Below are 16,296 nucleotides of genomic sequence, written 5' to 3'. Positions count from 1 at the left end.
TCGGTTGTCACTTCCGAAGTGCCCCGTAGCGAGTAGGCGCTGGAGCTAGACAACTTGCCCGAAGGTGCCAATACTTATAAATTCTTATCTTTTAAGAAAAGCGCAAGCGCCTTTGGTCACGAGCGTAGGGCAGTGCCTCTTCCTCTACAAGCATCGCTCTGAAGTTTATCCATCCATCGGGCAGAACTCCACGTCCTGTGGCATGCCCGATATTAGGACGTCCTGTCCGTCCATCGGCAGAACGCCACGTCCTGTGGCAGCCCGAAGATGCGAAAACTTATACATGCTTATCTTTTGAAAAAGGAAAATTCCACTGATGTGAAACTTTCCTTCATCCTTATTTATTCTATCCATAAATTTTTCCGTACTCTAATGAACCGATCTTCCACTGCCCTCCAATTCACAATATGCCACCAGTTATTAACATACATTTTCCTCTCATTTTCGTATTGTAGATAATAGGCATGCTCCCATACATCAAGGGGAAGGAGTGGGATGACATCCCATTGTGTTAAATTCTGATGTTTTTCTGCAGTAAGAATTTCTAACCTCCCTGCCCGTGGAACCCAAACAAGGATAGCCCATCCACTTCCTTCCACATTAGTTGCCGCTTCTGTAAAATGTTCTTTAAAAGATGTGAAACTCCCAAAATCTAAATCCATATGTTCAGCAAGTAACCCCTTTGGTTTCCCCCCACCATCTGGAGACATTACTTGCCAAAATAAAGTATGCAAATAATGACCTGCACCATGAAATGCCAATTCCCGTTGCCAATGCTTAATTAAGTGATAATTATTCATTTTCCGTTGCTTCTGTAATTCTTTTTCCGCTCTGTTTAAGCCATCCACATATGATTGATGGTGTTTTTTATGATGTAGTTCCATAATACGTTTTTGGATATACGGTTCTAAGGCATCATAAGAATAAGGAAGTGCAGGAAGTTTGTGTTCTCCCCTCGGAACGCTCGTATTAAAAATCGTGTTTCTACTTGAATTTGAACATAAATCTAGGTAACTTGTGTAAATAGCCTCCACCTCTTTTTCAACATCGCGAACAGACGAATAGTTATCTGGATCCACATTGTCTATTCTTTCGATTATTGATTTCACTTCTTGAGATAAAGTCCTGAATTCCCTATTCTCATTGTCCCAATGCTTAAGATCTTTTTCTAATTTCTGAAACCATTTTAAAAGATCTGTCAAGTACTGTTTATTTATCGACAAGCCTTTTCCCTCCCTTTCGTTTATTCATCCTATGCACGTAAGTAAAAATGGACTCAATCAAAAGGAAAAGCGAGAAAACGAGAAAAAAGAAAGTGCCCAATGACAGGAACACTTTCTAAATAATTGATGACATAATTTCCTAATTTTTAAAACGACTAATCATTATCCCTTTGTCGTACCTTCGTACGGTAATCTGTTTCGTAATACTCTAATTCTTCTCGCACTTCTTGTAGTGGACCTTCAATAGATTTAACAAGATCCTTTAAATCTTCTGGAACAGTAACCCGGAATTTGATTGCATTTCTACCAGTATAAGCAGCCCTGCTATCTTCATACCATACATCTAACTTAGGTTGGAAAAATTCTTCTACACATTGATGAAAAATCCAATATAATGTTTTTTCTGCAGCACCTTTACGGAAAGCTTCACTTCTTAGTAGGAGGTTTCCTGATTCTTGTCCCTCATCAAAATAAACAAGAATACGTCGAAATTGATCCAATATATCCACATAATCCCCTTTTGATTTTTGGTCTCCTTGACTCATTAAATCCTGCAATGTTGTTTCATTTAGGAACTTTCTGATCTCTGTGGATGCCTTTTCTAATTTTACCATTGTGAATGTTAATTGTTGCTGTACCAAATCGTTTCCCATGAATAACTTCCTTCCCTTCTCTTTCTACATGTTGATTACTTTATTCTACTTCATTTGTTGGAATCATCTGCTCTTGGAATTTTGAAAAAAACAAGTCCACCTCTTCCTCCACATCTTCTTCGGTTACTGCATCAGGAAGAGGCGGAAGTTCTTCTATTGACCGCAAACCAAATTGCTCTAAAAAATCTTTAGTTGTTCCATAAAGTATTGCCCGGCCTGTAGTATCTACCCGCCCCACTTCTTTAATGAGACCTTTTGCAGCTAAGGTACGGATTGGTCGTTCTGATTTAACCCCACGTATATCTTCTATTTCCAACCTAGAAATTGGTTGTCTATAGGCCACAATTGCCAATGCCTCTAAAGAAGCCTGGGAAAGAGTAGTGGATGATGGAGCCTGAACTAATCGTTTAAAAAAAGAAGCGTGCTCCGGTTTCGTTGTCAACTGATATCCACCAGCAACTTCCACTAACTGTATTCCCCTCGCATCGGAAGAATATGTTTCCATTAATTCAGCCATATAAAATTTGACTGATTTCCGATCTAATTGTAAAACGTCCATAACTTGTTTTATGTCCAATCCCTCTTCACCTGAAACAAAAAGTAATCCTTCTATAACGGCTTTAATCTCATGACTTTTCAACGGTCAATGCCCCCTTTTGATAAATCATGATCTCATCAAAATTACTATCCTGATAACAAAAAACAGCGTTCGCTTTCATTAATTCAAGGAGAGCAAGAAAAGCAATGACCATGTGATTTTTATCCTCTTCACGATCGAATAACTCAGAGAATTTTCTCTTACCATCATGAAGATCTAATTCATTCATAATTTGTGTCATTTTTTCATCTATCGGAATGTCTTCCCGTTGTATTTTTGAAAAAACTGTTTCCCGTTTCCGATTTCTTTTCGAGATATTCTGAAAAGCTTGAAGCATATCGTAAATCGTAACATTATAATTTGCCTTTTCTTCCTCCTCCAGCGGTTCCGAAAGAAGGTTTGATAAATCAGACATTGGTTTTGAAAACAAATCACTTCGTGCCCGTTCACGTTCTTTTAAATCCCCGGCGGCTTCTTTAAACTTTTTATACTCAATTAGTCTTTGCATTAATTCTTCCCTTGGATCTCCCTCTTCATATTCAAAATCTTCATCATCTAATTCATTTTCCTGTGCTGGTAACAGCATTTGGGATTTCATATGTAATAAGGTTGCAGCCATTACTAAATATTCGCTCGCTATATCTAGCTGAAGCACTTGCATTGTATGAATATAGATCATGTATTGATCCGTGATTTCCTTTACTGGTATATCATACAAGTCTAAATCATTCTTTTGAATTAGATGTAACAACAGATCGAGAGGACCTTCAAACGATTGAAGTTTTACACTATACTGCATCGTCTCACCATTTCCCTATGTTCTCAATCGAATTATATCATAATTCATTAGCTTTTTTCGTATAATATGTAGATTAATTTCAACCCATTTTTATATTTTTATGTTACGCTTACTATAACTATTAATATTTCATGGGGGAAAAAGATGAGCAGATATCCGGAAGCTTATATTAATTACCTGATTGAATTTCATGGGACAAGGGATTATTTCGAATGTCACGAAATGATGGAAGAATATTGGAAAAAGTATAAAGAAAAGCACTGGCATACGTTAATTCAATTAGCAGTTGCTGTTTATCATGAACGTCAACAGAATTTTGATGGAAGTTTACGTTTATATCGAAAGGTACTTGCTTCTCTCCGGACAAATCACGAAGAGTTACAACGCATTTCTATTGATGTTGAAAGATTAGAAAGTATTGTAAAAAACCAGATCCTAAATATCCTCAATGAAGGTCCATACACTCCATTTAACATACCAATAACCGACCATGACCTAGTATCAAACTGCGTGGAAATATGCCAAAGGAAGAATTTGATTTGGTGTAATATAGAAGATTTAAGTAATATGGATTTAATTCACCGACATAAGCGGAGAGACCGAACCGATGTCATTCAAGAAAGATTAGAATCAAAAAAACACAAACAAAGAAAAAGGAAGGGTTAACAACCTTCCTCTCTCTTACAATATTCTAAAAACTCTTTCGTATGCTTCGTTCCCAATAAGCTAACATTTAACCGATTTTCCACAGAGTTGATCATTTCCGTGGCAATCCCTTCATTGCGGTGGGATGGATTAACACACAAATTTCTTAAAACAACCCCTTCTTCCGTTTTTTCCACTCCAATGACACCAATAAAGTCATTAACTTTTTTCTTCCAAAGAAACAAATGAAAATTAGGGTCCTTTTCGTACTGATCCATTGTTTGCTTCAACCTTTTTATCGTTTTTTCACTTGGCATAAATGATAAAAGACCCATCGCAATTTTTTCATACTCATGCTTATACGGAACAAGCACTAGACATCCCCCATTAATTAAAACTCTTTGTTAAATTGGCCATCTCAATGGCAGCTGCCGCAGCTTCCCAACCTTTATTTCCAGCCTTCGTACCAGCTCTCTCAACTGCCTGTTCAATGGTGTCTGTTGTCAATACACCAAAGATGACAGGTTTACCACTGGATAGAGCTAATGATGCTACTCCCTTGGACACTTCACTACACACATAATCAAAATGAGGCGTAGAGCCTCTAATAACAGTTCCTAACGTAATGATAGCATCATATTTACCAGAATCAACCATTTTCTTCGCAATTAATGGAATTTCATAAGCTCCAGGTACCCATGCCACATCCACATCATCTGCCTCTACCCCATGACGTTTGAGGGCATCCTCTGCTCCTCCCAAAAGTTTGCTTGTTATAAATTCATTAAATCTTCCCACAACAATTCCTACTCTTAATCCTGTTCCAATTAGATTCCCTTCAAAAACTTTTCCCATTTATACCGCCCCCTAAAAATGAAGTAAATGACCGAGTTTTTCCTTTTTTGTCTTTAAGTAATTTTCGTTATCTTTGGAATAAGGCAATTGCAAAGGTACTCGATCTACGACCTCCAGCTCATAACCTTTTAATCCTGTAATTTTACGGGGATTGTTGGTTAATAGTTTCATTTGCCGCACCCCTAAGTCACGGAGTATCTGGGCTCCGATACCATAATCCCTCAAATCCGGTGCAAATCCTAGCTTCTCATTTGCTTCTACCGTATCGTAACCTTCCTCTTGTAGTTTATAAGCTCTCATCTTATTTAACAAGCCAATGCCTCTACCTTCCTGCCTCATATAAAGGAGAATCCCTTCTCCAGCTTCCTCAATTTGATTTAAGGCGGCGTGTAATTGCGGACCACAATCGCATCGATGAGAACCAAATACATCTCCAGTTAAACATTCGGAATGAACTCTGACTAAGGTAGGTTTATCACTTGAGATTTCCCCCTTAACTAGTGCCACATGCTCTTTTCCATCAACTATATTACTGTATCCAATGGCACGGAACCCTCCGAAATCAGTCGGTAAATCGATCTCCACTTCCCTTTGGATCAGTTTATCCTTACGATTTCGATATTGAATAAGGTCCTTTATTGTAATCATTTTTAAATCGTGTTCTTCTGCTATTTTCTTTAGATCTGGCACTCTGGCCATTGAGCCGTCCTCATTTATGATCTCACAGATGACTGCGGCAGGTTTTGCCCCACACATTCGTGCCAAATCCACCGCTGCTTCTGTATGGCCTGCACGCCGTAAAACACCACCATCTTTCGCCACTAACGGAAAAATATGACCTGGTTTCTTAAAATCCGATGCCTTTGAAGTTTCGTCAATCATTGCTAGTACTGTCATAGAACGTTCATGAGCGGAAATGCCAGTTGTGGTATTTTTATGGTCAATACTAACAGTAAACGCTGTCCCATGGGGATCTGTATTCACATCCACCATCGGCAGTAGTTCCAGTTTTGTAGCTAATTCTGTTGTAATTGGGGCGCAAACAAGTCCTCTCCCGTGTGTGATCATAAAATTGATTACTTCTGGTGTTGACTTTTCCGCTAAAGCAATATAATCTCCCTCGTTTTCCCTATCCTCATCATCACATACAATAACGACTTTTCCTTGCATTAATTCGTATATGGCTTCTTCAATCGGATCAAACATCCTTTTTCCCCCTTCAGTGGTTTACATAAACCCATTTTGCTCCAGAAAACTTTCCGTTATCTTTCCTGATGTCCTGGTTTTTTGATTCGTACGTTGTAAAATTAACTCTTCTATATATTTTGCTAGCATATCGCATTCTACATTCACAATATCTCCCGGTCCTTTATCTCCAATAATAGTTTCCTGTATAGTATGCGGAATAATAGAGATGGTAAAAGTGTCTTCTGTTAATCCAAAGATCGTTAAACTGGTTCCGTCTACAGACACACTTCCCTTCATAACCATATATTTACGGAGAGCAGGAGCGACTTCAATATCATAATAAACAGCATTTTGTTCTGGGCGCTTAGCAACAATTGTTCCAACGCCGTCAACATGACCTGAAACGAAATGACCCCCAAAACGCCCACCTGCAGCCATCGCCCTTTCTAAGTTAACTTTTGAACCAGTACTTAAATCACGGAGACTAGTAGCTTTTACAGTTTCTGGCATCACATCTACTGTAAAGGACTTTTTATCATGGGATGTAACTGTTAAACATACACCATTCACGGAAATACTATCTCCTAAATGAACATCGGACAAGATTTTTTCTCCACTGATGGTCATGACAATAGCTTCCCCAGTTTGTTTCATTTGTCTTATCGTTCCCTTTTCTTCAATAATTCCAGTGAACATATTAGTCCCCCTTTGATAAAATCATTTTTATATCTTTTCCAATTGTCGTTATTGATTCAATGTTTAATTTAGGTGTATTTTTCAATTTTGCAATCCCCAATCCGGAAAAAGAGGAGAGAGCTTCCTTTCCTCCAATAATGGTAGGTGCTAAATAAACGATTACTTGCTGAAAATCACCTGATCGAAGAAAGGCATCATTTACCGTACCTCCCCCTTCCACCAACAATGATGATATTTCCCGCTGACCTAACATTATTAATAATTCGGAAATGTGTATTTCGTCGCTATCCATTTCAATTATTTCAACGCCTAACTCTTCCAGCTTTAGTTTTTTACCCTTTTCTGTCTGTCTCTTTGTCACGATCCATGTTGGAGATTTTTTATCAATGACAATGTTGGCATCTAAAGGAGTTCTCAACTGATGATCAAGTACAATCCGAATAGGGTTACTTCCCCCTTCACCTATACGTGTAGTCAAAGAAGGATTATCTAATAATACAGTATTAACTCCAACTAAAATGGCATCATGAGTATGACGGAGATGCTGCACATCTAACCTGGCTTCTTCCCCTGTAATCCATTGACTTTCACCTGACACTGTGGCTATTTTTCCATCTAGACTTGTTGCTGTTTTTAATGTAACAAATGGTTTTTTAGTTTTAATATAATGGAAAAATACTCGATTTAACTTCACTGCCTCTTTCTCCATTACACCTGTCTCCACTGTAATACCAGCGTCCATTAATTTTTGGATACCTCTACCTGCAACTCTTGGATTCAAATCTAATGATGCTACTACAACTTTTTTTATACCCGCCTCAATAACTGCATCTGCACATGGTGAAGTTCTACCATAGTGAGAACAAGGTTCTAATGTTACATACATGGTTGCTCCCTTTGCCTTATCCCCTGCCATTTTCAAGGCATGCCTCTCTGCATGCTCTTCTCCTGCTTTTAAGTGTGCTCCCATACCTACGATTTGATTATTTTTAACAATGACTGAACCCACCACTGGATTTGGTGTTGTTTGCCCTTGTGTTACCCTTGCCAATTCAATTGCAATGTTCATATAATGTTTGTCCATCATTCTCCCCATTCCAATTTAATAATCACACGATATTCATGAAAAAAACCTGAAGGAATATATTTATCCTCCAGGTTGGTATCATACAAAAGTGAAATGTTAAAGTTACTCGAGTACAAACTCAAATAAAGGTGTGTTTTTTATACTTTTTTAAACACGCCCACTTCAGGGAATAAATGTCGATATGATAAGAACTTCCTAAAAAAGGAATGCTTTCTTAAAATAGACAGACTCCCCCGTTGAAAAGAAACTTATTTTTTCACCGTCGTATCCTTCTCCCATCCAGACTATACTGTCGGCCCTGGTCTCACACCAGATCCACCGTCACTTAAAAGTGCCGGGTCACGGGCTTAGGAGTATAAACTCCATCACCGCCGGTTGGGAATTTCACCCTACCCCGAAGGACTTCGGTCAATAATATTTAATTATGTTTATTATATCACACAATTAAATTCATTGGAAAAATTATGTTTCAATGTTGTGAATTCTATACGGATGAATGGTCTTGTTGTCCTTCTTTATTAACTAAACCTTTCATTACTCCTAACCCACCAATTAGAAAAATGACAAACCTCATTTCCAAAAAGTGTTCCATAAATGCTAGTGGGAGGATTTCGGTAAAATAACCTAACCAAAACGTAAACGGGACCCATGCCAATAGAAATACTATAATTCCCGTGGATAAGGCAACCCAGTTAATTGAAATATTCTTTGAGATTAGCTGTAGTGTTTTTTGTGGCATTAATAAAAGACCGATGGAGAAAACGAGTAAGTGAGGAATAATTTCATATCCATAGGCAGGAGAAGAAACAGATCTAATCTGTTGTGCTTCTTGTAAAACAAATGGAACTAAAAAGATTAAAAGAACCACAATGATGACTTGGAACATGGTGATTGTTTTTATCTGATCCATCACAACACTCCTTTCATATTTTCCGTGTCACCTCTACTATATTCCAGTTGTCATTAAAAAGAATGAAAACGATGTATTGTAAAAGAAGTGTTAAAAAAGATTGTCCCCACAGAAACTATCTGAAGGGACAATCGAAAAAAAACATTTTTTACTCTTCGTCGTAAACCCGCACCTCTTGCATAACATCCCCTTGCTTAATTCGAAGAACAGCTTCCATTCCTTCTATAACTTGTCCAAAAACAGTGTGAACACCATCTAAATGCGGTTGAGGTTCGTGAACTAGAAAGAATTGGGATGAACCAGTATCCTTACCAGCATGAGCCATGGATAAAGAACCTTGAACATGCTTATGTGGATTTCCAGCTGTTTCGCACTTAATATTTTTCCCACTGCCACCTGTCCCAGTTCCGTGAGGGCATCCCCCTTGTGCCACAAATCCTGGGATTACTCGATGAAATGATAGTCCATTATAAAAGCCTTCATTAGCTAACTTTTCGAAGTTTTCAACAGTACCTGGAGCTTCATTTGGGAAAAATTCAATGTTAATTTTATCTCCACTATCCATTACAATTGTACCTTTTTTCATAATAAAAATCCTCCTGTTATATCCTTAATATGTAGAACTTCTTTTCTATTGTACACTAATCAAAAACAGAATGAAAATATGACGAAAAGAAAGTTCTTTTCGTCATATTTATATCAGATCAGAAAGAAATTATTAAACTGTCTTCGCTAAACGACCTTGAGTTTTATTCGATTGATAGTTTCGTTCATGACGTACTAAGTCCTCAAAAGTTTCTCTTTCAATGACACACTGATCTTTACCGTCCTCCACAAAAACAACTGCTGGCCGTAAGATCCGATTATAATTATTAGCCATTGAGTATCCATAGGCACCTGTCGATGAGACTGCAAGAACATCACCGATGTCCACATTTGGAACTTCTAAGTCCCAAATGAGCATGTCACCACTCTCACAGCATTTACCAGCAATGGAAACTGTTTCTTCTAATTTGTCATTCATTTTATTTGCAATCGAAGCTTCGTATTTCGCTTGGTATAGGGCTGGTCTAATATTATCTGTCATTCCACCATCAACAGATACATAGGACCTAACTCCTGGAATATCTTTTCTGGAACCTATCGTATAGAGGGTCGTTCCAGCTTCTCCAACGAGGGCACGACCAGGTTCAATCCAGATCTCCGGTAATTCCATTCCCGCCTCCAAGGATTTCTCTTTCACTGCCTCAACCATGGATTCCACATATTTCTCTAACGGTAAAGGAGTATCTTCCTTTGTATAGCGAATACCGAAACCTCCACCAAGGTTAAGGACTTTCAAATCGTAATTTAATGTTTTCTTCCACACCACCAGCACTTTATAGATCTCTTCGATCGCTGATGTAAATCCATTCGTCTCAAAAATTTGGGAGCCGATATGTGAATGAACCCCTTCCAAAATCAGAAATTCATGTGCCTCAATGGTTTCTATCGCTTTCCCTGCTTGCCCGCTCTGAATATCAAATCCAAACTTTGAATCTTCTTGACCAGTAGAGATATATTCGTGTGTGTGAGCTTCCACTCCAGGTGTTATTCGAATCAGAACTTTCATCTGTTTCCCAAGGGACTGGGTAATTCCCATTAACCATGTTAGTTCTGTGAAATTATCCACTACAATACATCCAATTCCTTCTCTTACAGCCATTTCAATTTCTTCTGGAGATTTATTATTTCCATGAAAATGAATTCGCTCCACCGGAAAACCTGCCTGTAATGCTGTATAGAGTTCTCCACCGGAGACCACATCTAAACTGAGGCCTAATTCCTCCACAAGCTGGATCATGGCGATACAACTAAAGGCTTTACTTGCGTATGCCACCTGATACTTCATTTGTTGCTTATCAAATGCCATTTTAAATTCTTGAGCTCTATTACAAATATCTTTCACATCATAGACAAATAAAGGAGTTCCATACTTTTCTGAAAGGGAAGTCGTATCCACTCCTCCTATTTCCAAATGACCTTTATTATTTATTTTACTTGTACCGTATAAACCCATTTATCTCTCCCCGTTCATCTTTTCTCGATGTGTGATGACGACCTTATCTTAGTAAGAAAAGCGCAAAACTATTGTTTTCAAGAATAACATATCTTCCATATATCTTCAAGGGAGAATGATAAAACAAGGCTCCATTAGGAGGAGCCTTGTTTTATTGGGTTTTTCGTTTGAACAATACTAGGTCTCTTCCGTTTAGATGGAACAGCTTGCCTAAATAAGATATCCATAAAGGCAATTGGATAGAACGGAATAAACGGCCATAAATACGGGACATTTAAAGATTTCTTTGATGCTAAGAACAACAGCAGGAGCGTTGTACCAATAATAAAACCAGGGGCCTTAAAGAAAAAGACAATAAACAGCAGCAATAGGCGAAAGATCTTCAAAGCTAGTGCTAATTCATAACTTGGTGTAGCAAACATTCCAATAGCCCCTATTGCCACATACAAAATAACCTCTGGTACAAGTAAACCAACCTCAATTGCAATTTCACCAATTAACAGAGCAGCAACTAAACCTAATGCAGTTGCTAAAGGAGATGGGGTATGAATAGCTGCCATTCTTAATAGTTCTATACCTAATTCACCAAATAACATTTGTATGAAAATAGGAATGTTCGTTGTTTCGTTCGGACCTAAAAAATCCAATTGCTCAGGAATTAAGTTAGGATTCATAACAAGTAATAACCAGAGGGGCAAAATAAACATGGAGAACATCATCCCTGAAAAGCGGACCCATCTTAAGAAAGTCCCTACCATGGGGGCCTGCCGAAATTCCTCTGCATGTTGCACATGGTGAAAAAAGGTTGTAGGGAATATGATTACACTTGGGGATGAGTCAACATAAACAATGACATGTCCCTCCAAAAGGTGAGTTGCTGCCACATCTGGTCTTTCCGTATATCTGACGATTGGAAATGGATTAAAGCCTTGCTTCACAACAAACTCTTCCACGACTTTATCCGCCATTGTCAAACCATCAATATCAATAGACTGTAATTCCTTCCGGATAACTTCCACTAAGTTCGGATCCGCAACTCCATCAATATAAGAAAGACTTATGTCCGTCTTTGATCTTCTACCAACTTGTAAAATTTCATTTCTCAAATTTTCATCACGGATTCTTCTCCGTGTTAGAGCAGTGTTTTCAATAATGTTTTCTGTAAACCCGTCACGACTACCACGGACAACCCTTTCCGTATCAGGTTCTTCAGGTCCCCTGCCAGGGTAACTTCGAACATCAACTATTAATGCTTCCTCTTCCCCATCAATTAATATAAAAATTAGTCCTGAAAGCATTTTAGTGATGGATTCATCAATTGTTTTTACCTTTTCCACCTGGACGTGAGTGAGGTGGTTCTCTATTTGGTCTTTTATATGCAGTTTCTTTCGCTCATTTGAATCCAAATACATTAACTCTTTTAATAACTCAATGATATATTGAATATCACATAGACCATTTACAAAATAGAATTGAATTTCTTTATCCAATATGTATAGCTTCCGTACTCCCACATCAAAACTTTTACCGATTCCGATGCGCTCTGATATAATCTTTTCATTCTCGCGTATTTCTTTTGAAATGACCTGGTTTTTATCCGTATTACGTACTGGATCCATTACCTCCACTCCTTTCCATAATTACTTCAATTGCAAGTTTTGTAATTGGTGCGCCCATTTCCAAGGAGTCTCGGCCCCCCATTTTACCAATATCACCTATCCCAACAATCAAAGGTATAGGCAACCTGTCAAGTGCGGAAACAGTGTCACCACGTATTCTTCCGATTTCCAGATCTTTAATGCCATCTTTATCTACTCCATACTCAGTTAACAATCCATTACGGTCAATGGAAATATCCACTTTTGTCCACTCATGGGAAAAGGATTGGGATGCCACTGCGACAGCCCCAATAACATCTATATCAGGTGAATTAACGACAGAAATAAATGCCCTTTCACCAGGTCCTTCCTCTGGAAAACCACAGTCATCAAATAAGACGAGGACAGGATCACTCTCTGTCTTTAGTATCAGTTTTATTAGTTCGTCTCCTGAAATTTTTGTAGGGTTGCCACCGGATTCGCCAATGAACGGATAACCAAGTTTCTCTGCAACAAGCTTCACTGCCGCTTTCGCTGATGAATCACCATCAGTGATTAATATAACCCGCTTCTTGGAATTCATGTAATCACTCCCCAATTTCTATTCCAAGGAATTCCTTCTTTAGTATGACGAAAAGTAGTCTAACGTATTCTCTTAAAAGAACAGTCTCTCGAAGCAATGAGCGCAGCCGTCGCAATCATAAGAAAAGCGCAAGCGCCTATGAACACGAGCGTAGGGCAGTGGAGGAATGACAACTAGAAGTCCGCTCTTTGACTTCGGTTGTCACTTCCGAAGTGCCCCGTAGCGAGTAGGCGCTGGAGCTAGACAATTTGCCCGAAGGTGCCAATACTTATAAATTCTTATCTTTTAAGAAAAGCGCAAGCGCCTATGAACACGAGTGTAGGGCAGTGGAGGAATGACAACTAGAAGTCCGCGTGTTAGGGGCTTTCACCCATTAGTTTGATGCGCTACCAAGCGCACAAAGCCTGATAGGAGCGTTTTTCTCCTATCAGGCAAGCGACAGAAATCATTGTCATACAAATAAAAGGCACTGAAAAAGTTGTAAGATACTTTTTCAGTGCCATCCGAATTATCCGAGCTGTTCTTTTAATTGCTTTAATATTTTCTTTTCTAAACGGGATACTTGTACTTGAGATATGCCCAAACGTTCTGCCACTTGAGACTGAGTCTGATCTTTATAATACCTTAAATAGACAATCAACTTTTCCCTCTCATCCAATTTTTCTATTTCATCCTTTAAAGCTATCTTATCAAACCACTTTAGGTCACCATCATCAGAGATTTGATCCAATAATGTAATTGGATCCCCGTCGTTTTCATAGACTGTTTCATGTATAGAAGTCAATTGTCTGCTTGCTTCTTGAGCAAACACCACTTCTTCCGGTGAAAGATCCAATTTTTCTGCAATCTCCTTCACAGTAGGAATTCTTCCAAGTGTTTTAGAAAGTTCTTCCTTTGTCTTCCTGATTTTATTGGCACTTTCTTTAATAGACCTACTCACCTTCACTGTCCCATCATCGCGGAGAAATCTTTGTATCTCTCCAATGATCATCGGAACCGCATACGTAGAGAACTTTACATCATAACTTAAATCAAACTTATCCACGGATTTAATTAATCCGATACAACCAATTTGGAATAAGTCATCCGCCTCATAGCCTCTATTTAAAAAACGTTGGACTACCGACCAAACTAATCTAGTATTTACATTAACAATATGATCTCTGGCTTCTTGATTTCCATCCTGGGCTTCTTTGATCAACCTTTTCACTTCTTTGTCATTTAAATACGTCTTTTTGGATTGTTTTACTTCTACATCCATCGTGGACCGCCTCAATTACAAAGAGCGCGTTGCTTTGAGAGTCGTTTTGTTAAACTGACTGTCGTGCCAACCATTGGCTCAGATTGTATTTCCACTTCATCCATAAAGTTTTCCATGATGGTGAAGCCCATTCCACTTCTTTCTAATTCTGGTTTTGAAGTAAATAAAGGTTGTCTTGCCTCATCAAGATTGTGAATTCCAATCCCCTTATCCCGAATCATTAATCGGACAACATCTTCTTCGAGCTCCACTTCCAAATAAATCATACCTTTAGTATCTTCGTTATATCCATGTATAATCGCATTGGTTACCGCTTCACTGACAACTGTTTTAATTTCCGTGAGTTCATCCATTGTTGGATCTAACTGGGCAACAAAAGCCCCAACGGTTACTCGGGCAAAGGATTCGTTTTGACTTAATGCAGAAAACGTTAATTCCATTCGATTCTTCATGATGCCACCCCCAACGTCAGTAAGGCATCCGCTTCATTAGAGGTCAGTCTGATAATTTTAAACATACCAGACATTTCAAACAGACGTTTTACTTGAGGAGAAATGGAGCATACAACCATTTCACCACCAAGGGCTTGGACTGTTTTATAGCGGCCAAGTATGACACCTAAACCAGAACTATCCATAAATGTTAAGTTTTCTAAATTTAATAAGATGTGTGTCAATCGCTGTTCCTTTATGGCCGTGTCGACACTTTCACGGAGTTCCATTGCTGTGTGGTGATCTAACTCACCTTCTAGTCTTACGCAGAGAACATTGTCTCTTTTTTCAAGATCAATGAGTAAACTCATTTCGTCACCCCTTAAGTAATGTTGATTTCACCAGTTCCCTCTCCCAGAGGAAAAATGGTTCCTCAAAGTTTTCTTTATACCTATGATAGTTTCCTTCATCAAAACAAAACTAGTGTCGATTCGTCAAAACAAGAAAAAATCCGATGATTTAAAACCCGTTTTTCCCAACGAGAATTGACGTAGTTCGTTTCATTAATGTCCACAGTGATGCTTTAGCCACATCTGATTCTGCAACTACTTTAGATTGCATCAGAACTTCTCCGTCTTTCTCAACAAACAGTGTCCCCAATGGATCTCCTTTTTTCACTGGTGCGGAAATCGATTGGTTAAGTTCTAATCGTTCTGTTATTCCTTCCGGTGACTCTCCTTTTTTGAGAAGGAGAGAGATATTTTCTTCTGTTTCCACAGGAACAGTAACAGTGGATCCTTTACTAACCTTCGCTTCTCCTAAAACATCCCCACGTTGATATCTTGGCTGAAGTTCATATTGACTATAAGCATAATCTAGCATCTCCGTGACTTGTCTATTTCGGTCTTTAGGTGTCGGTGCACCCATAACTACAGCTATGATCCTCATGCCATCTTTATTGGCACTGGCTGTTAAACAATATTTTGCTTCATTTGTAAATCCTGTTTTTAATCCATCAACTCCAGGATAAAACTTCACTAGTTTATTCGTATTGACAAGCCAGAATTTATCTTCTGTATCTTCCCGCAAATAATCCTCATACAGACTTGTATATTTAGTAATCTCTTCGTATTTCAGTAGTTCCTTAGCCATCAATGCTAAGTCTTCTGCTGAAGAATAATGATTTTCCGCAGGAAGTCCGTTCGAATTTAAAAATTTCGTGTTTTTCAACCCTAACTCTTTGGCTTTTTCATTCATCAAATTAACAAATTGTTCTTCAGAACCTGCTAAGTGTTCTGCCATGGCAACGGATGCATCATTTCCTGATGCTATTGCAATTCCCTTCATCATTTCTTCAACGGTCATTTCCTCACCTGGTTCAAGGAATATTTGTGATCCTCCCATCGAAGCAGCTCGTTCACTGGTCCGTACTTTATCACTCCACTTAATTTTCCCAGTATCAATGGCCTCCATAATTAATAACATTGTCATCACTTTTGTCATGCTAGCAGGAGGCAATTGTTCTTTACTGTTCTTTTCAAACAGCACTTCTCCAGTATCCCTTTCGATAAGAATAGCTGAAGTTGCCTGACTTGCAAGGTCTATTCCCGGTTCCTCTCCGTATGTTGTAATTCCCCCTCCAAATAACAGATATAATCCTACTAAAAAAACAATGAATGATTTTTTCAATCCAATCCCTCCATTCTTTTT

The 16,296-nt window shown here is 38.5% G+C and carries 20 protein-coding genes and 1 riboswitch; of the genes, 1 reads left to right on the top strand and 19 read right to left on the bottom strand.

What is annotated here, in order from left to right; genetic code table 11:
* Positions 1 to 165: 165 nt before the first annotated feature.
* The 5 genes from KS419_RS23850 to KS419_RS23830 all read right to left on the bottom strand — a co-directional run bounded on the left by KS419_RS23850 (position 166) and on the right by KS419_RS23830 (position 3,273).
* A complete protein-coding gene (locus KS419_RS23850; protein ID WP_217069601.1) occupies positions 166 to 354 on the bottom strand; it encodes a hypothetical protein in 189 nt (62 codons plus the stop codon).
* On the bottom strand, positions 342 to 1,223 hold the full coding sequence (locus tag KS419_RS23845; RefSeq protein ID WP_217069600.1) for a Fe-Mn family superoxide dismutase: 882 nt from the start codon (positions 1,221 to 1,223) through the stop codon (positions 342 to 344). The genes KS419_RS23850 and KS419_RS23845 overlap by 13 nt, the downstream gene beginning before the upstream one ends.
* A gap of 155 nt (positions 1,224 to 1,378) precedes the next feature.
* Positions 1,379 to 1,876: a YpuI family protein gene (locus KS419_RS23840; protein WP_217069599.1), complete on the bottom strand. Its 498-nt coding sequence runs from the start codon at positions 1,874 to 1,876 to the stop codon at positions 1,379 to 1,381.
* A 40-nt stretch (positions 1,877 to 1,916) separates the two neighbouring features.
* Positions 1,917 to 2,516, bottom strand: coding sequence for an SMC-Scp complex subunit ScpB (gene scpB, locus KS419_RS23835; RefSeq protein ID WP_217069598.1), 600 nt, complete (start codon positions 2,514 to 2,516; stop codon positions 1,917 to 1,919).
* Positions 2,503 to 3,273: a segregation/condensation protein A gene (locus KS419_RS23830; RefSeq protein ID WP_217069597.1), complete on the bottom strand. Its 771-nt coding sequence runs from the start codon at positions 3,271 to 3,273 to the stop codon at positions 2,503 to 2,505. Before KS419_RS23830 ends, scpB begins: the two co-directional genes overlap by 14 nt.
* A gap of 144 nt (positions 3,274 to 3,417) precedes the next feature.
* On the opposite strand from KS419_RS23830, the gene KS419_RS23825 reads away from it, so the two are divergent.
* Positions 3,418 to 3,939, top strand: a complete 522-nt coding sequence (locus KS419_RS23825; protein ID WP_217069596.1) for a DUF309 domain-containing protein — start codon at positions 3,418 to 3,420, stop codon at positions 3,937 to 3,939.
* Here the strand turns inward: KS419_RS23825 and KS419_RS23820 are convergent.
* From KS419_RS23820 to KS419_RS23755, 14 genes are all read right to left on the bottom strand, one after another.
* Complete coding sequence (locus tag KS419_RS23820; protein ID WP_217069595.1) at positions 3,936 to 4,292, bottom strand: GNAT family N-acetyltransferase; 357 nt, start codon at positions 4,290 to 4,292, stop codon at positions 3,936 to 3,938. The genes KS419_RS23825 and KS419_RS23820 overlap by 4 nt on opposite strands.
* A gap of 13 nt (positions 4,293 to 4,305) precedes the next feature.
* Positions 4,306 to 4,773: a 6,7-dimethyl-8-ribityllumazine synthase gene (gene ribH / locus KS419_RS23815; protein ID WP_217069594.1), complete on the bottom strand. Its 468-nt coding sequence runs from the start codon at positions 4,771 to 4,773 to the stop codon at positions 4,306 to 4,308.
* Positions 4,774 to 4,785: 12 nt separating this feature from the next.
* A complete protein-coding gene (locus KS419_RS23810) occupies positions 4,786 to 5,979 on the bottom strand; it encodes a bifunctional 3,4-dihydroxy-2-butanone-4-phosphate synthase/GTP cyclohydrolase II (RefSeq protein ID WP_217069593.1) in 1,194 nt (397 codons plus the stop codon).
* A gap of 21 nt (positions 5,980 to 6,000) precedes the next feature.
* The gene (ribE, locus tag KS419_RS23805) at positions 6,001 to 6,657 is read right to left on the bottom strand and encodes a riboflavin synthase (protein ID WP_217069592.1); all 657 of its coding nucleotides are present in this window, start codon (positions 6,655 to 6,657) and stop codon (positions 6,001 to 6,003) included.
* 1 nt (position 6,658) lies between these two features.
* Positions 6,659 to 7,744, bottom strand: a complete 1,086-nt coding sequence (gene ribD, locus KS419_RS23800) for a bifunctional diaminohydroxyphosphoribosylaminopyrimidine deaminase/5-amino-6-(5-phosphoribosylamino)uracil reductase RibD (RefSeq protein WP_217069591.1) — start codon at positions 7,742 to 7,744, stop codon at positions 6,659 to 6,661.
* Positions 7,745 to 8,007: 263 nt separating this feature from the next.
* Positions 8,008 to 8,150, bottom strand: a riboswitch (FMN riboswitch).
* Between the two features lie 78 nt (positions 8,151 to 8,228).
* Positions 8,229 to 8,654, bottom strand: coding sequence for a hypothetical protein (locus tag KS419_RS23795; protein ID WP_217069590.1), 426 nt, complete (start codon positions 8,652 to 8,654; stop codon positions 8,229 to 8,231).
* A gap of 148 nt (positions 8,655 to 8,802) precedes the next feature.
* Positions 8,803 to 9,240, bottom strand: coding sequence for a peptidylprolyl isomerase (locus tag KS419_RS23790; protein ID WP_217069589.1), 438 nt, complete (start codon positions 9,238 to 9,240; stop codon positions 8,803 to 8,805).
* 132 nt (positions 9,241 to 9,372) lie between these two features.
* Positions 9,373 to 10,713 carry a diaminopimelate decarboxylase gene (lysA, locus tag KS419_RS23785; RefSeq protein ID WP_217069588.1) on the bottom strand — a complete coding sequence of 447 codons (1,341 nt, stop codon included), beginning with the start codon at positions 10,711 to 10,713 and terminating at the stop codon, positions 9,373 to 9,375.
* 134 nt (positions 10,714 to 10,847) lie between these two features.
* Complete coding sequence (locus KS419_RS23780; RefSeq protein ID WP_217069587.1) at positions 10,848 to 12,332, bottom strand: spore germination protein; 1,485 nt, start codon at positions 12,330 to 12,332, stop codon at positions 10,848 to 10,850.
* Complete coding sequence (gene spoVAEA / locus KS419_RS23775) at positions 12,316 to 12,894, bottom strand: stage V sporulation protein SpoVABEA (RefSeq protein WP_217069586.1); 579 nt, start codon at positions 12,892 to 12,894, stop codon at positions 12,316 to 12,318. The genes KS419_RS23780 and spoVAEA overlap by 17 nt, the downstream gene beginning before the upstream one ends.
* 508 nt (positions 12,895 to 13,402) lie before the next feature.
* Positions 13,403 to 14,155: an RNA polymerase sporulation sigma factor SigF gene (gene sigF / locus KS419_RS23770; protein WP_217069585.1), complete on the bottom strand. Its 753-nt coding sequence runs from the start codon at positions 14,153 to 14,155 to the stop codon at positions 13,403 to 13,405.
* A gap of 11 nt (positions 14,156 to 14,166) precedes the next feature.
* On the bottom strand, positions 14,167 to 14,607 hold the full coding sequence (gene spoIIAB / locus KS419_RS23765; RefSeq protein WP_217069584.1) for an anti-sigma F factor: 441 nt from the start codon (positions 14,605 to 14,607) through the stop codon (positions 14,167 to 14,169).
* Entirely contained in the window at positions 14,604 to 14,957 is a 354-nt protein-coding gene (spoIIAA, locus tag KS419_RS23760; RefSeq protein WP_217069583.1) for an anti-sigma F factor antagonist, read from the bottom strand. The genes spoIIAB and spoIIAA overlap by 4 nt, the downstream gene beginning before the upstream one ends.
* A gap of 148 nt (positions 14,958 to 15,105) precedes the next feature.
* Positions 15,106 to 16,236 (bottom strand): D-alanyl-D-alanine carboxypeptidase family protein, encoded by a 1,131-nt coding sequence (locus KS419_RS23755; RefSeq protein ID WP_246594760.1) that lies wholly within the window; start codon positions 16,234 to 16,236, stop codon positions 15,106 to 15,108.
* Positions 16,237 to 16,296: the final 60 nt, after the last annotated feature.

Origin of the sequence: Evansella tamaricis (assembly GCF_019042215.1) — a bacterium.
In the GTDB taxonomy this organism is placed as follows: domain Bacteria; phylum Bacillota; class Bacilli; order Bacillales; family Salisediminibacteriaceae; genus Evansella; species Evansella tamaricis.
This window is presented reverse-complemented; position numbering and strand designations above follow the sequence as displayed.

Coding starts and splice junctions, on each gene's coding strand:
- KS419_RS23850 (WP_217069601.1), bottom strand. CDS start 354: ATGGATAGAATAAATAAGGATGAAGGAAAGTTTCACATCAGTGGAATT.
- KS419_RS23840 (WP_217069599.1), bottom strand. CDS start 1,876: ATGGGAAACGATTTGGTACAGCAACAATTAACATTCACAATGGTAAAA.
- KS419_RS23830 (WP_217069597.1), bottom strand. CDS start 3,273: ATGCAGTATAGTGTAAAACTTCAATCGTTTGAAGGTCCTCTCGATCTG.
- KS419_RS23825 (WP_217069596.1), top strand. CDS start 3,418: ATGAGCAGATATCCGGAAGCTTATATTAATTACCTGATTGAATTTCAT.
- ribH (WP_217069594.1), bottom strand. CDS start 4,773: ATGGGAAAAGTTTTTGAAGGGAATCTAATTGGAACAGGATTAAGAGTA.
- KS419_RS23810 (WP_217069593.1), bottom strand. CDS start 5,979: ATGTTTGATCCGATTGAAGAAGCCATATACGAATTAATGCAAGGAAAA.
- ribE (WP_217069592.1), bottom strand. CDS start 6,657: ATGTTCACTGGAATTATTGAAGAAAAGGGAACGATAAGACAAATGAAA.
- ribD (WP_217069591.1), bottom strand. CDS start 7,744: ATGATGGACAAACATTATATGAACATTGCAATTGAATTGGCAAGGGTA.
- KS419_RS23795 (WP_217069590.1), bottom strand. CDS start 8,654: ATGGATCAGATAAAAACAATCACCATGTTCCAAGTCATCATTGTGGTT.
- KS419_RS23790 (WP_217069589.1), bottom strand. CDS start 9,240: ATGAAAAAAGGTACAATTGTAATGGATAGTGGAGATAAAATTAACATT.
- lysA (WP_217069588.1), bottom strand. CDS start 10,713: ATGGGTTTATACGGTACAAGTAAAATAAATAATAAAGGTCATTTGGAA.
- KS419_RS23780 (WP_217069587.1), bottom strand. CDS start 12,332: ATGGATCCAGTACGTAATACGGATAAAAACCAGGTCATTTCAAAAGAA.
- spoVAEA (WP_217069586.1), bottom strand. CDS start 12,894: ATGAATTCCAAGAAGCGGGTTATATTAATCACTGATGGTGATTCATCA.
- sigF (WP_217069585.1), bottom strand. CDS start 14,155: ATGGATGTAGAAGTAAAACAATCCAAAAAGACGTATTTAAATGACAAA.
- spoIIAB (WP_217069584.1), bottom strand. CDS start 14,607: ATGAAGAATCGAATGGAATTAACGTTTTCTGCATTAAGTCAAAACGAA.
- spoIIAA (WP_217069583.1), bottom strand. CDS start 14,957: ATGAGTTTACTCATTGATCTTGAAAAAAGAGACAATGTTCTCTGCGTA.